Below are 15,535 nucleotides of genomic sequence, written 5' to 3'. Positions count from 1 at the left end.
GATTACAAATGTTTTTATATTTGTCTATATATGTTTCATTATAATTAGCATTTGAACTGAATAGATTATGAATATTTATATCGTTGGAAATATAAATAGAATAGTTGCTTTCTTCAAATATTATTTCTTTAGTTTGTCTTGAAAAGTAAGATAAAGAATATCTTTTATTTTCAAGTAAATCTTCAGTGTATTTAATTATTTTAAATGCACAATAATTAATAAAATCAAAAAAAGATGTCTTTAATCCATGTGCAAGATCAAATCCATTACCGATTAATACCAATCTATTAATTTTTATCTCACTCACAATGTAAATCCTTTCCTAAACCAATTAGTTAGATTTTATCATTAATATTAGTTTGATAATAACTGGATCATTACTTGATATATAATGTGTTATTATTACAATAATAAATCTTCATCTTTTGTGTAGAAATATCTTTACTAGTATTATTGTAACTGTAATAAAAACTGTAATTATATTGATTTTAAATTAAAAAATTTAAAAAAATCAATATGAAAACACAAAGGCATCATTGGTATTTTTGTATTCATTATTTTATTAAATGTCTTATGCGGAGTTTGTTTATAAGTAACAAAAACAACTATTTTTGTTACTTATAAATGCGCAAAATAAATCTCAATAAAATCAAATATATTTTTTATTGAAATATAGGGGGTTTTTGTTACACCGATAAAATAGATTCGAACTTATGTTGAGACAATATTCGGTGTATTGACATCCTAGATAAATTTAGATGATTTGCTACTTTACCTAGTGACCATCCATTATTAACTAGATTTATAATCTCTTTTTTCACTACATCATTTATTTTCTTTGGGCGACCTAAACTTTTACCATCTAATTTTACACGTTGTAGACCTAGTTTTACGCGTTCAGAAATCATGGATCTTTCAAATTCGGAGAAAACACCCACCATTTGAAACATCATCCTACCTGAGGGAGTAGACGTATCTAATCCAGATTGATGTATGTATAAATGACAATTTACCGATTGTACATCATTCAAAAATTCAACTAAATGCTGTAATGATCTCCCTAATCTAGATACATCCCAAACCAGTATTTTATTAAATTTACGCCTAACCATATCTTTGCAAAGTCTATCAAATTCTGGTCTTTTATCTCGATCTTTGGAACCCGAAATTCCATCATCGATGTATATATCAATTAGATCCCATTTATTTTGCTCAACTATCCTTTTTAGAAAGACAATTTGGTTATCAATTGTTTGTTCTGTTGTGGATACTCGTCCATAAATAACTACTTTTGACATAATTCGACTCCTGATTTTACATAAAAATAATCTTGCTTAACTGATACTTGAATATTATTCATTCGTTGTAGTCTTTTGAGATACTTTGAATGGGTCATGAAAACGAGTTGAGTGGTATACAATTTACCCGTAGGAGTAAGGAGATTTTCTTGATTAAGATAGTGAGCAATTTGTTTGGAAGTGAGACCTTTTTCATATAGATCTTTTATCAACTCGAGACGGTCATTTTGATCTTTATCTAATTGATTTAATGTGAGAACGTTGGTTTTGATTATGATATCAAAACCATACATTAACTCCTCACATTTTATACAGCGAAATTTACTCCACTGTTACCGATTTTGCCAGATTTCTTGGTTGATCGACGTCAGTTCCTTTAATTAATGCTACGTGATACGCCAGTAGCTGCGTTGGAACCGTGTAGTAGATCGGTGCAGTGAGTTCTTCTATATGCGGTAGGTTGATGATGTGCATCGTGTCATCACTGATAAATCCTGCTTCTTGTTCGGCAAATACGTATAGTTGACCGCCTCGCGCGCGAACTTCTTCGATATTGGATTTTAATTTTTCTAGCATTTCATTCGTTGGCGCCATCACGATGACAGGCATATCTGCATCGATTAGTGCTAATGGACCGTGCTTGAGCTCGCCTGCTGCGTAAGCCTCGGCATGAATGTAGGATATTTCTTTTAGCTTTAAAGAAGCTTCCATGGCTATTGGGTATTCGTCACCTCGTCCTAAAAATAGTGCATGATGCTTATCGACAAATTGACCTGCAAGTTTTTTGATTTGTGGCTCTGTCATTAAAACTTGTTCTATACGATTTGGTAAGGTTTGCAGCGCATGGACTATTGCTTGTTCAGTACTTTCGGCCATGTCATTGAGTCGCCCAAGTTTGGCAACTAATAAAAGGAGTACGGTTAATTGCGTCGTGAAGGCTTTAGTCGATGCTACGCCAATTTCAACCCCTGCTTTGGTAAGGAGTACCAAATCCGCTTCACGTACTAACGTTGATGCCGCCACATTACAAACAGCTAATGTGCTTAGGTAGTTATTTTCTTTCGCTAAGCGTAATGCTGCTAGGGTGTCTGCGGTTTCGCCTGATTGCGATAGGGTAATAAATAGGCTATTTTTGCGACGAGCAGGCTTGCGGTAACGAAATTCTGAAGCGATTTCGACATCGCAAGGTATACCCGCTAAAGCCTCGAACCAATATCGTGCTACCATGCCAGCATTATAAGCTGTTCCACATGCAACAATTTGTACATGTTCTACCTGTTTTAAGATGGTTTCAGCCTTTTCGCCCAGTTCGGATAAGTCAACTTTGCCATGTTGCATACGACCTTCAAGGGTATTTTTAATGGCGTTTGGTTGTTCATAAATCTCTTTTTGCATATAGTGATTAAAACCGGCTTTACTTCCGGCATCGTATCTAGCATCAGATTCAACACAAGGGCGCGTTGTTTCACAAAAGTTTTTATCTAAAATGGTCACGGTGCGATGTGTCACTAGTGCGATATCACCTTCTTCTAAAAAGATGAATTGACGTGTAACCGGCAATAAGGCAAGTTGATCGGAAGCAATGAAGTTTTCACCAACACCACAGCCAATGACGAGAGGGCTGCCTGAACGAGCCGCAACCAGAATATCTGGATTACGTGTGTCCATTATAACGGTGCCGTAAGCACCTCTTAATTGAGGTATGGCTTTTTGTACTGCTTCAAATAATGGACAACCTTCAGTTGATATGATGTCGTGAATTAAGTGGGCAATCACTTCTGTGTCGGTTTCAGAGCGAAATTGGTAACCTTTGGCAATGAGTTTTTCACGTAAAGGTTCGAAGTTTTCGATGATACCATTGTGAACTACAGCAATAAAATCCGATACATGTGGATGGGCATTGCGTTCGACAGGTTCGCCATGAGTTGCCCATCGCGTATGGGCTATTCCTGTACTGCCTTTGAGTGGATGGGCTTCAACCGCATCTTTTAATGCTTGTACTTTTCCTACACGGCGAACGCGTTGCAGCTCGCCTGTTGGTGAGATAATAGCAAGTCCAGCTGAGTCATACCCTCGGTATTCCAGACGTTTTAATCCTTCCAATAATATTTCAGCAATATCTCGTTTGGCGATAGCACCCACAATTCCACACATAATTTATTCCTTATTGTTTAACTTTGTTGGACGTTTCCACCCAGAAATCTGTTTTTGTTTTACTCGGCTTATTACCAATTCATTATCCTTAACGTTGGTGGTGACAGTTGTGCCGGCAGCAATAGTGACACCTTTACCAATGTTAACTGGGGCAATTAGCTGAGAGTCGGAGCCGACGAATACGTCATCTTGTATAACGGTTTTAAATTTGTTTGCGCCATCGTAATTACAGGTGATGGTGCCAGCGCCAATATTGACGTTGTTGCCGATTTCACTATCACCAAGATAACTTAAATGTCCCGCTTTGCTTGCTTTGCCTAGATGAGCTTTTTTGAGTTCGACAAAGTTACCTACATGGGCTTGTTCATCAAGCTGTGAACCCGGTCTGAGTCGAGCAAATGGACCTATAGTACATTGCTGTGCTATTGTTGAATCTTCTATTATGCTGTAAGGACTTATGATTGAATTATCGTCAATAGTGCAATTTTTTAAAATACAACCTGCACCAATGGTGACGTTATTGCCTAACTTTACTTGCCCTTCAACGATAACATTACTGTCGATGGTGACATCTTTACCGTGGATAAGGGTGCCGCGTAAATCAAAGCGGTTAGGATCAAGTAATGTTACACCAGCTAGTAATAAGTTTTGTGCTTGTTGATGCTGGTATTGGCGTTCTAGGGTAGCTAATTGTAAGCGGTTATTTACACCTTCTACCTCAAATTGTTGCACTGGGTGAGATGTAAGGATAGGGTAGCCATCTTGATGCGCTAGCGCAATAATATCGGTTAGGTAATATTCTTTTTGGGCATTGTTATTGGTTATTTGTGATAGCCATTTTTTGAGTAGTTTACCAGTAACCAGCATTATGCCCGTGTTGACTTCATTTATTTTTTGTTGCTCTGGTGACGCATCTTTTTGCTCGACAATGGCAACGACTTGACCATTTTTCCGTTCTATTCTGCCATAACCCGTTGGATCATCAAGTATAACTGTTAATAGTGCTATGCCTTGTTCTGGTTTGCTGTTAATTAAGTTTTCTAAAGTTTGTTGTGATATGAACGGGGTATCACCGTATAAAATTAAAATGTCTTGGTTATCTGCAATATAAGGAATAGCTTGTTGTACTGCATGTCCCGTACCGAGCTGCTCTGCTTGATAAATAAGGTGCACAGGTTGATTTTTGAGTGCGCGTTCTAATTGCTCTTTTCCATGACCATAAACAATATTGATCTGATCGGTATTTAGTTGTTGAACTGTGTCAATAACATGTTGTAACATCGGTTTAGCGCCAATTTTATGTAAAACTTTAGGTAGGTTGGAGTACATCCGTGTGCCTTTTCCTGCCGCCAAAATAATAGCACTAAGTTTTGGAACTGAAATCGTCATAATCTGTCCGGTTTCTTTAATTTTGTGTAAATTTGTTTATTACTATAATCAAAGTTTTTAATGAAATCACCCCGAATTTATTAATTTTTATCATGAAAAAAGTAATAGTGAAATTTGCCAATGTCTTATTAGATAAGGAAGCAATGTTATGAGTCATGTTGTAAAAGTTTTATTACTTTATACTACGCATGAAAAGCAAACCCTTAAAATCATGCAACGCATAAAAACACAGCTAGGTGATAAATGCGACTGTGATGTTATTCAACTTTTGCCTGATAGCCATATTGATTTAACCAAATATCAGGCAGTTTTGTTAGGATCTTCAATACGTTATGGTTTTTATAGTAAAGTAATGAAGAAATTTATCGATGATAATTATCAGCAATTAAATTCTATTCGATCAGGTTTTTTTGGTGTTAATGTGGTGGCTCGTAAACCAAATAAAAATACGCCAGAAACCAATTTATATACTAAAAAGTTTTTAGCTAAAATTGCCTGGAAACCGACTATTAAAGCGGTTTTTGCTGGTGCACTTTATTATCCTCAATATAATTGGTTCGATCGTAATATGATTCGCTTTATTATGTGGTTAGGAAAGGGGGATACTGATGTGACTAAACCTGTGATTGAATATACCAATTGGACAAATGTTGATGAATTTGCCGCACAATTTTATCAGCAAGTCTGTGCACCATCAGTTTTAGATGGTATAAAACAATAAGATTTTTATTGATTTTTTACCAATAAATAGTCAGATAAATAAACTTTGTGATATAGATCAACATTTCGAGTAAAAAGGTGTACAATATTGCGCCTAAAGAATCTGTCTCCTAATTGGGATTTTAATTGTGATTGAAAATTTAAGAAATATAGCCATTATTGCGCACGTTGACCATGGTAAAACAACATTGGTTGATAAATTGTTGAAACAATCGGGCACGCTTGATAATTTGCGTGGTGATGATAACGAGCGAATAATGGACTCAAATGCGCTTGAAAAAGAGCGTGGTATTACTATTTTAGCCAAAAATACAGCTATTAATTGGAATGGGTATCGCATTAACATCGTTGATACCCCAGGACATGCTGATTTTGGTGGTGAAGTTGAACGCGTAATGTCGATGGTTGATTCGGTATTATTGCTGGTTGATGCAATGGATGGTCCTATGCCACAAACCCGTTTTGTAACACAAAAAGCGTTTGCTTATGGATTAAAACCAATTGTTGTTATTAATAAAGTTGACCGTCCAGGTGCACGACCTGATTGGGTTGTTGATCAAGTCTTTGATCTATTTGTTAATTTGGGTGCAACTGATGAACAGTTAGATTTCCCAATAGTTTATGCTTCAGCATTAATGGGTATCGCAGGTCTTGATCATGAAAATATGGCTGAAGATATGACGCCATTATTTGAAGCAATTGTGAAATATGTTGAGCCACCAAAAGTCGATTTAGATGGTCCATTCCAAATGCAAATCTCACAACTTGATTATAATAATTATGTTGGTGTTATCGGGATTGGTCGTATTAAACGTGGTCGGGTTAAACCAAATCAACAAGTAACAATTGTTGATAGTGAAGGCAACAAACGCACAGGTAAAGTGGGGCAAGTTTTAGGTCATTTAGGTTTGCAACGTTATGAAGCTGAAGTTGCCGAAGCGGGTGATATTATTGCTTTAACTGGTCTTGGTGAATTGGGTATTTCTGATACAATTTGTGATAATAGTTGTGTTGAAGCTTTACCTGCGTTAACCGTAGATGAACCAACAGTTACTATGTTCTTTAACGTAAATAGTTCACCTTTTGCCGGTAAGGAAGGTAAGTTTGTCACATCTCGTCAAATTTTAGAACGTTTAAGAAAAGAACTGGTTCATAATGTGGCACTTCGTGTTGAGGAAACGCCTGATCCTGATGCATTTAAAGTGTCGGGTCGCGGTGAGTTGCACTTATCTGTTTTAATTGAAAATATGCGCCGTGAAGGTTATGAGTTAGGTGTTTCGCGCCCTAAAGTTATTTATCGTGAAATCGACGGTAAAAAACAAGAACCTTTTGAACAAGTAACGCTAGATATTGAAGAACAACATCAAGGTTCAGTGATGGAAGCACTTGGTTTGCGTAAAGGTGATTTAACCAATATGTTACCTGATGGTAAAGGGCGTGTGCGTTTAGATTATGTCATTCCTAGCCGTGGTCTTATCGGTTTTAGAACCGAATTTATGACAATGACTTCAGGTACTGGTTTACTTTATTCGACTTTTAGTCATTATGATGATGTTCGCCCTGGTGAAATTGGCCAACGTAATAATGGTGTGATGATTTCTAACGGTACAGGTAAAGCATTAGCTTATGCACTTTATAGCTTGCAAGATCGTGGTAAGTTGTTCTTGGGTCATGGTGCCGAAGTGTACGAAGGTCAAATTATTGGTATTCATACACGCTCTAATGATTTAACCGTTAACTGTTTAACGGGTAAAAAGCTAACTAATATGCGAGCATCAGGTACTGATGAGGCAACCACGCTTTCACCACCAGTGAAAATGTCATTAGAACAAGCATTAGAGTTTATTGATGACGATGAGTTAGTCGAAGTTACGCCATTGTCTATTCGTTTACGTAAACGTCATTTAACTGAAAATGATCGTAAGCGTGCATTTAGAAGTAACAATAAAGACTAATTGTTGAGAATGCTAACAGCCCAATAGGATGTTAGCATCTATTCTGCTTAAATTGAAAACCTCGCTAATTAGCGAGGTTTTTTCTTGCCTTAACTCTGGCTATTGCATCAGCAATGGATTGTTTTCGATCTTTTTGACTCGTATCACTTGTGTTTTTAACTTCCATTGTGCGTGGAAATAAGATCGTTGGTGGTACCAGTTGATTGTGATTTAACCGTTGTTGTTTTTTTTGTGTTAATTGTAACTCTTCACTTTCGGTTAATGCCTCGCCTAAAGTACTTAGGGTAATACAGTCGGTAGGGCAGGTATTGATGCAATTACTACATGATGTACATAACTTCGGCAAAATGGTATGTAATACTTGCTTGCTGCCCACAATTGCATCTGTCGGGCATACGCGGATGCATTTGCCACAACCTATACAGTTTTGTTCATCAATAAACGCTTTATATTGTTGTTTGGTTTGCATAATCACTTCTTGCATTAACTTAAACCTACAATATTACCATCTTTGTCAATATCGATTTGTCGATAAGCCGGATTAGTCCCAAGCCCTGGCATAGTCATCACATTGCCCGCATAAACACGAATAAATCCCGCCCCAGCTGAAATTGCTAAATGGCTAATGTCAACGTCAAAGTTGGTTGGCACATTTTTTAAGTTGGCATCAGCACTAATTGACATTGGTGTTTTAGCAATACATAGCGGTAAATGATCAAGTTTTAATGCCTCAATTTCTTTGATATTTTCGATCGCTTTAGCTGATAAGTTAGCTTTGTTAGCACCGTATTTTTTCACCATAGTTTGGATTTTATCAATTAGTGGCATGGTATTAGGGTAAGGTAATTTAATTTCACTTGGCATATCACACGCTTTGATTACATGCTTAGCCAATTTTTCAGCGCCCTTGCCACCTTTAGTAAACACTTCACTAACTTCACAGGCAAATGCGCCATGTTCAACGGCATATTTTTGTAAGAATGCGAGTTCTTCTTCGCTATCATGTGGGAAACGGTTAATTGCAACTATGACTTGTAGTCCATAACTTTTGGCATTTTTGATATGCCATGCTAAGTTAGCGGCACCAATTTCAAGTAATTCAACATTAGATTCAGAGATTTCTTTTGGAATCGCTTGGCCCGGTTTAATATTATATTTACCGCTGTTAGATTTTAAACTTCGAACAGTTGCCACCAATACCACGCAATCGGCTTTAATACCAGCTTGACGATATTTGATATTAAAGAATTTTTCCATTCCCATGTCAGAACCAAATCCAGCTTCAGTAACTACATAGTCGGCAAGCTTTAATGCAATGCGGTCAGCAATCACCGAGGAGTTTCCATGTGCAATGTTAGCAAATGGACCTGCATGAATTAACACCGGCGTATTCTCAACTGTTTGCATTAAATTTGGGTTAATAGCATTTTTTAGTAATACAGTCATTGCGCCAGCTACTTCAAGCTGCTCGGCAGTGATTGGTTCGCCTTGAGTATTGTAAGCTAAGATTATGCGACCAATACGAGCGCGCATATCATGTAAATCTGAAGCTAACGCTAAAATTGCCATTAATTCTGATGCAGCTGTGATTTCAAAGCCATCACGTCTTTCAACGCCATTTAAGCCTCCACCAACTCCAACAGTAATATTACGTAAAGCACGATCGTTGTGATCGATAACACGTTTCCAAACGATACGATTGACATCAATATTTAATCGAGCCAATCCTGTTTGTGCGGTAAATTCATCACCCAAGCGATCTTCATGATATAAACGAGAATCTAATGCAGCAGAAGCTAAATCGTGAGCCGCAGTAATCGCATGAATGTCACCTGTTAAATGTAGATTTAAGGTTTCCATTGGTAATACTTCGGCTTGTCCACCACCGGCGGCCCCACCTTTGACGCCAAAAACGGGACCAAGACTTGGTTGACGAATACAAGCAATTGCTTTTTTCCCAATATAGTTTAGACCTTCACTTAGTCCAATAGTATTCACGGTTTTTCCCTCACCTAAAGGCGTTGGCGTAATGGCTGTTACAAGGACTAATTTACCATTTTCTCTATTTTGGTTGGCGTTTATAAGTGATAAGTCAATTTTTGCGACATATTTGCCGTAAGGTAGTACAAATTCTTCAGGAATATTAGCTTGCTTGGCGATTTCGGTAATTGGACGTAAAGACATTTTAATTCTCATATAACTGTAAATTAGGGTATCAGTATAAATAATTTGATTTGCCGAATAAAGCAACAATTTTATCTTTGTTAATTTTCGGCACATTCCTTTATTATATTGTTATAATAATTGTAACATTCACTCTAAGGATAATTGTTAAATGAATTTTTTTTCACAATATGCACTTTTTTTAGCTGAAACCGTGACAGTGGTAGTCGCTATTTTAGCGGTACTGATTTTTATTATAAGCCAACGTCGAAAATCGGTAACGGCAGCAGGACGCCTTTCTGTTAAAGATATCAGTGAAGAATACGAACAAATTAAAGATGATATGTTAATCTCTAGCATGGATGAAGTTGAGGCTAAACAGTTTAATAAAGATCTAAAAAAACAGAAAAAAAATGAGAAAAAACAAGCAAAATTAGCGATAAAACAAAAGAAACAACAAACAAAAAGTAGCGAACAAACGGCAGATACTACGCCTGTAAACAGCTCAGCTATTCAAGCCTCAAACGAACCAACGCAAAAGTCCAAACCAAAGCTATTTGTGTTATCTTTTAATGGCAGTATGGATGCACATGAAGTTGAAGAATTACGCCAAGAAATTACTGCGGTTTTAGCCATTATTAAACCCGAAGATGAAGTTGTCGTTAAGCTTGAAAGCCCAGGCGGCGTCGTTCATGGTTATGGTTTAGCGGCTTCGCAACTATTACGTTTTAGAACACGTAATATTCCTTTTACCGCCGTTGTTGATAAAGTAGCTGCAAGTGGTGGATATATGATGGCATGTACCGCCAATAAAATAGTCGCGGCACCTTTTGCAATTGTCGGTTCAATTGGTGTGGTTGCGCAAATTCCAAACTTCAACCGTTTACTTAAAAAACATGATGTCGATATTGAATTACAGACCGCAGGTGAATACAAACGTACATTAACGATGTTTGGTGAAAATACGGATGAAGGTCGTCAAAAATTTAAGCAAGAGCTGGAAGAAACCCATCTATTATTTAAGGATTTTGTGAAAGAATATCGTCCTAATATCAATATAGATGAAGTTGCTACCGGCGAACATTGGTTTGCTACTCAAGCTAAAGATAAAGGTTTAGTTGACGAAATTAGCACCAGTGATGACTTTATCTTATCGCATCTAGATACCCATAAAATTATCTCGGTCAGTTATCAACGTAAGCAAAAACTCTCTGAAAAATTGTCAAAAAACGTAGTAAAAAGTATGGAAAGACTATTTTTTAGACAAGGAAATGGGCTGTAAAGCCCTTTTTATTTTCTACAATTTTTATTATTCAACAAAAATATATCGCATAGTAAAAAACTACATACGAGTTAGCCTTATATGTAAGGGAAACTTCAAAAGTAAGATATTTATATTTAACTTATTTGTTTAAATAATATTTTTTGAAAATAGTTTTTCGGATAAAACATATTTTGGAAATAAACAATTATGATTATGTTAATTGTTTATACTGACTAAGCGAAAACTTTTCCCATTCTCTTTTTTATGTAAAGTATCAAAGAAAATATTTCTATTCGTTGTATTTATAGGGGTATAGTTGCCTAACGATTAACGATGGTCAAACAAGTAAAAGTGTAGATCTTATAAAGATCTTAGTGTTATAAAAAAATGAGATATTGCATTGTTATTTTTTTATAAATAATATCAATTATAAAAATTAACTTTCTATTATTGCGATAGCAGTTTAATATATAAATGTATTCATAAAATTGAATGAATATTCTTTAAGTCCCTTTTTATTTCTTTTCTTACATTCTTAATTCATCTTTTTAGCACTTGAGGACAATTATTATGTTTCAATGGCTTTCACACTGGATTTTAAATGGGATTCAACACTCACCCGAAATTCTTTTATTTCTTTCATTGAGTTTAGGATATTTAATTGGCGCTATTCGGATTGGTAAATTCCAACTGGGTGGTGTTGCAGGTTCGTTACTGGTTGCCGTTGCATTGAGTGTTTTTGGCGTGACAGTTGATGCTGGCGTTAAGGCGGTTCTTTTCGCGCTCTTTATTTATGCAGTTGGTTTTGAAAGCGGACCACAGTTTTTTCGTTCGCTTGGTGTCAAAACTTTGCGTGAAATCTTTTTAGCGTTATTTATTGCCGTTGCAGGTTTAGCGACAGTTGTTGTGTTAGCTAAAGTATTCAATTTAGATAAAGGTCTAGCTGCGGGGCTTGCTGCAGGTGGCCTTACTCAATCTGCCATTATGGGCACCGCATCTGATGCATTAAGTCAATTAGGGTTAAGTGTAGAAGAACTTCATAAAATGCAAGCTAATGTCACTATTGGTTATGCAGTAACCTATATCTTTGGTTCTTTAGGCGCCATTATTATTTGTGTCAATATTTTGCCAAAAATCATGGGAAAAGATATTGCTGATGACGCTATAAAAGCACAAGCAGAACAATTGCATGGTTCTTTATTGTTAGGTTCTAATCAAAATTTAGCACTGTCAGATATTACCGGTCGTTTATATCGCGTGACGAATAAAATTGATCAGAATGTTAGCGAAATTGAGAAAACAGTTAATGGTATAAGTATTGAAAAAATAAAGCGTGGCAATAAAATTATTGAAGCCACACCAGACACTGTTATTGAAGTTAGGGATATTATTTTAGTTGTTGGTCACCGTGATGCAATGATTCAAGCAAGTGATCTTCTTGGTACTGAAATTAATTCAGTATCGGGTATGGATGTTGTGATGAATACTCAAGACGTTGAGATGCGTAATTCACGTTATGTCGGTGAAAATTTAACACAAGTCCTGTCATCTGAAGAGGTCATTCAATTAAAGCATGGTATTTATCTAATTGCAATTCATCGAGATGGCGAGTCATTGCCATTAAATAATGATATTTATTTAAAATTAGGCGATGTGATAACCATTTATGGCTCTGATGGTGATCTTAAACGTGTTGTTGATAAAATTGGTGCGCCGATTACCCGTAGTGAAAAAACTGACTGGATTTTCCATGGCTTAGGATTGGTTGTTGGTCTTATTATCGGTTTAATTGTTATCCGTGTGAGCGATATCCCAATTACATTAGGCGCTGGTGGTGGGGCTTTGTTGTCAGGTTTGTTATTTGGTTGGTACCGCTCAGTTCATCAAACTGTTGGTAACATTCCAAGTGGTGCTATTCAATTATTGAAAGATTTTGGCTTAGCTGGTTTTGTTGCTGTAGTCGGTTTAAGTTCTGGTTTACAGGCAATTAATACCATTGAAGAACAAGGGTTATCGCTATTTTTAATTGGAGTGGTTGTTACTGTCTTGCCTATGTTATTAGCTATTTACTTTGGTAAATATGTTCTTGGTTATAAAAATGTAGCGGTATTTGCTGGCGCATTAGCGGGAGCTCGTAGTGCTAATCCAGCTTTCGGTGAAGTGTTAAATAAGGCAGGAAATTCTACACCAACCAATTCTTTTGCTATTACTTATGCTTTAGCTAATGTTTTCCTAACTTTATTAGGTCCATTAGTTGTAGCTTTTGTTTAATTGGAATATAAAAGTAAAGGTACAGATCATGAAAAATACAACAGACTTTTCAAAGTATGCCAATTTGAGTCCTTTTGAGTTAAAAGATAATTTAATTAAACTTGCACAAAGGCGTGCAGATCGCGTTATGTTAAATGCCGGTCGTGGTAATCCTAATTTTCTTGCTACTTTTCCTCGTCAGGCGTTTTTTCAATTAGGCGTGTTTGCTATTCAAGAATCAGAAATGTCTTATTCTTATTTGAATGAAGGGGTAGGTGGTTTTCCTATTAAAACCGGCCTAACTGGGCGTTTTGAGCATTTCATTCGACAAAATTACCAAACGCCAGGTGTTGCTTTTTTAGGTAAAGCATTTTCTTATATTCGTGATCAGTTAGGTCTTGATGAGAATAAGTTTTTGCAAGAAATGGTTGAAGGCATCTTAGGATGTAATTATCCCGTTCCCGATCGAATGCTAACCTTAAGTGAGGAAGTGGTAAAATCCTATGTGCTAGAACAAATGGGCGCACAGTATTTACATCGTGATGAATTAGACCTTTTTGCAGTTGAAGGCGGCACTGCCGCGATGGCCTATATATTTAATTCAATGAAAGAGAATGGATTAATCGAGAAAGGGGATAAAATAGCTATCGGCGCGCCTATTTTTACCCCATATCTTGAAATACCGAGTTTAAATGATTATCAACTGGTTGAGGTACTTATCAATTCTGATCCGAATTTAAATTGGCAATATCCTGAATCAGAATTACGTAAATTAGAAGATCCATCCATTAAAGCTTTTTTCCTTGTTAATCCGTCTAATCCACCTTCAGTTAAAATCGATGATAAAAGCTTAAAAATTATTGCTGATATTGTGAAAAAACGCCCTGATTTGATCATTTTAACTGATGATGTTTATGGGACTTTTGCTGATAACTTTCAATCTTTATTTGCTATTTGCCCTAAAAATACCATCTTAGTTTATTCATTTTCTAAATATTTTGGGGCGACAGGTTGGCGTTTAGGGGTAATTGCGCTTAGCCATGATAATGTTATCGACAAAACTATTAAAGCATTACCAAGTAAGACAAGAAAGATTCTTGATAAACGTTACAGCTCAATTGTTACCGATCCTGAAAATCTCAAATTTATTGATCGCTTAGTAGCAGATAGCCGAGCTGTTGCTTTAAATCATACTGCTGGTTTGTCAACGCCACAGCAAGTACAAATGGTTCTTTTTGCATTATGTGAAATGATGGATGCCGATCAAAGTTATAAGGCGACTTTAAAGACGATTATTCGTCGTCGTGCGGCTTCACTTTATCAGCATTTAGGTTTAAAACACAAAACAGATGAAAACAATGTCGATTACTATACGCTAATTGATCTAGAACATATTTGTCGAGAACTTTATGATGATAAGTTTGCTAAATGGATATTAAAAAATAAAAATCCTTCTGAGATGCTATTTAGAATTGCCGATGAAGCAGGAGTGGTATTGCTACCAGGTAAAGGATTTGCTGTGCAGCATCCGTCTGCGCGTGCTTCCTTGGCCAATTTAAATGAGTATCAATATGCAGCAATTGGTTTATCAATGCGTAAATTGGCTCAGGAATATTATGATGAGTATAAAACAAAAAGTAAGTAACTGATAACATCAATTTAATCTTAACGAGTTAACAGTGTTAGGCCCTGACTTGATAGTTAGGGTTTTTTATTGTCTGTATTTAGTTACATTGTTTATTTCATCTAAAATCATATTATAGTTTTTTTTAAATTTGAAAAAATTACTCTCAATCGATAATAGTATCAAAGGTTGATTTGTGTGTTCGTCTTCGACAATAATTATAAATTGATAGAGTGTTTAAAACTGCGTTAAAAGTGAGGATAAAACATATCTGCATCAAAAAATTCGAATCTATAGTATCGTCATTAGGCGATGTTTTTAATTCTGTGCTATCACATTATTTACTAAGTTTGGATAATATCTAGGTTTTATCTATTCTTAAAATACGATTAAAGCAATTTATTTATCCAAAATTGAGAAATACTTTATTACTTATTCAATTATTCTATAACTTTTTTGTTGTTGCGATAAGCAACATTCATAAAAACACAAGCATACTTAAATGTTTTATAGTCTACAAGCTATGACAAGCTTCTTTTATGACTATTTGGATAAGACATTCAGTTATACATTGGCGTAACATTATGGTTATTTTTTAGTTTTGCCATTCTTTATAATTATTATTTTTTGTACTTTTACGGTAAAAGATCAAAAATTATCTTATAACATAATGTAAAAATTGAATGTATTATTTTAATAGATTAATTTAATAATTTAT

The 15,535-nt window shown here is 35.8% G+C and carries 11 protein-coding genes and 1 pseudogene; 5 read left to right on the top strand and 7 right to left on the bottom strand.

What is annotated here, in order from left to right; translation table 11 throughout:
* From A9G03_RS03955 to glmU, 5 genes and pseudogenes are all read right to left on the bottom strand, one after another.
* A pseudogene (locus tag A9G03_RS03955) lies at positions 1–307 on the bottom strand (bacteriophage abortive infection AbiH family protein); the annotation flags it as partial.
* A gap of 379 nt (positions 308–686) precedes the next feature.
* Positions 687–1,298, bottom strand: coding sequence for a recombinase family protein (locus A9G03_RS03950; RefSeq protein ID WP_065798467.1), 612 nt, complete (start codon positions 1,296–1,298; stop codon positions 687–689).
* Positions 1,286–1,591: a recombinase family protein gene (locus A9G03_RS12815; protein WP_065798466.1), complete on the bottom strand. Its 306-nt coding sequence runs from the start codon at positions 1,589–1,591 to the stop codon at positions 1,286–1,288. Before A9G03_RS12815 ends, A9G03_RS03950 begins: the two co-directional genes overlap by 13 nt.
* Positions 1,592–1,619: 28 nt before the next feature.
* Positions 1,620–3,452, bottom strand: a complete 1,833-nt coding sequence (glmS, locus tag A9G03_RS03940) for a glutamine--fructose-6-phosphate transaminase (isomerizing) (protein WP_065798465.1) — start codon at positions 3,450–3,452, stop codon at positions 1,620–1,622.
* Between the two features lie 3 nt (positions 3,453–3,455).
* A complete protein-coding gene (gene glmU, locus A9G03_RS03935) occupies positions 3,456–4,841 on the bottom strand; it encodes a bifunctional UDP-N-acetylglucosamine diphosphorylase/glucosamine-1-phosphate N-acetyltransferase GlmU (RefSeq protein WP_065798464.1) in 1,386 nt (461 codons plus the stop codon).
* Between the two features lie 148 nt (positions 4,842–4,989).
* On the opposite strand from glmU, the gene hemG reads away from it, so the two are divergent.
* On the top strand, positions 4,990–5,562 hold the full coding sequence (gene hemG, locus A9G03_RS03930) for a menaquinone-dependent protoporphyrinogen IX dehydrogenase (protein ID WP_065798463.1): 573 nt from the start codon (positions 4,990–4,992) through the stop codon (positions 5,560–5,562).
* A 127-nt stretch (positions 5,563–5,689) separates the two neighbouring features.
* On the top strand, positions 5,690–7,516 hold the full coding sequence (typA, locus tag A9G03_RS03925) for a translational GTPase TypA (protein ID WP_065634697.1): 1,827 nt from the start codon (positions 5,690–5,692) through the stop codon (positions 7,514–7,516).
* A 64-nt stretch (positions 7,517–7,580) separates the two neighbouring features.
* Here the strand turns inward: typA and A9G03_RS03920 are convergent, their stop codons facing one another.
* Together A9G03_RS03920 and A9G03_RS03915 are read right to left on the bottom strand one after the other, a co-directional pair.
* Positions 7,581–8,000, bottom strand: a complete 420-nt coding sequence (locus tag A9G03_RS03920; RefSeq protein WP_065634698.1) for an RnfABCDGE type electron transport complex subunit B — start codon at positions 7,998–8,000, stop codon at positions 7,581–7,583.
* Complete coding sequence (locus A9G03_RS03915; protein ID WP_218837079.1) at positions 8,000–9,700, bottom strand: formate--tetrahydrofolate ligase; 1,701 nt, start codon at positions 9,698–9,700, stop codon at positions 8,000–8,002. The genes A9G03_RS03920 and A9G03_RS03915 overlap by 1 nt, the downstream gene beginning before the upstream one ends.
* Positions 9,701–9,851: 151 nt before the next feature.
* Here A9G03_RS03915 and sohB point away from each other — a divergent pair, with 151 nt between their 5' ends.
* The 3 genes from sohB (at position 9,852) to A9G03_RS03900 (ending at position 14,838) form a co-directional block, all read left to right on the top strand.
* Positions 9,852–10,961 (top strand): protease SohB, encoded by a 1,110-nt coding sequence (gene sohB, locus A9G03_RS03910; protein ID WP_065798462.1) that lies wholly within the window; start codon positions 9,852–9,854, stop codon positions 10,959–10,961.
* A gap of 552 nt (positions 10,962–11,513) precedes the next feature.
* On the top strand, positions 11,514–13,214 hold the full coding sequence (aspT, locus tag A9G03_RS03905) for an aspartate-alanine antiporter (RefSeq protein ID WP_065634700.1): 1,701 nt from the start codon (positions 11,514–11,516) through the stop codon (positions 13,212–13,214).
* Positions 13,215–13,242: 28 nt separating this feature from the next.
* Entirely contained in the window at positions 13,243–14,838 is a 1,596-nt protein-coding gene (locus A9G03_RS03900) for a bifunctional aspartate transaminase/aspartate 4-decarboxylase (protein WP_065798461.1), read from the top strand.
* Positions 14,839–15,535: the final 697 nt, after the last annotated feature.

Origin of the sequence: Gilliamella sp. wkB171 (assembly GCF_001693755.1) — a bacterium.
Taxonomy (GTDB): domain Bacteria; phylum Pseudomonadota; class Gammaproteobacteria; order Enterobacterales; family Orbaceae; genus Gilliamella; species Gilliamella apicola_F.
Note: the sequence above shows the minus strand (reverse complement) of the source record. Positions and strands in the feature narration are given on the sequence as shown.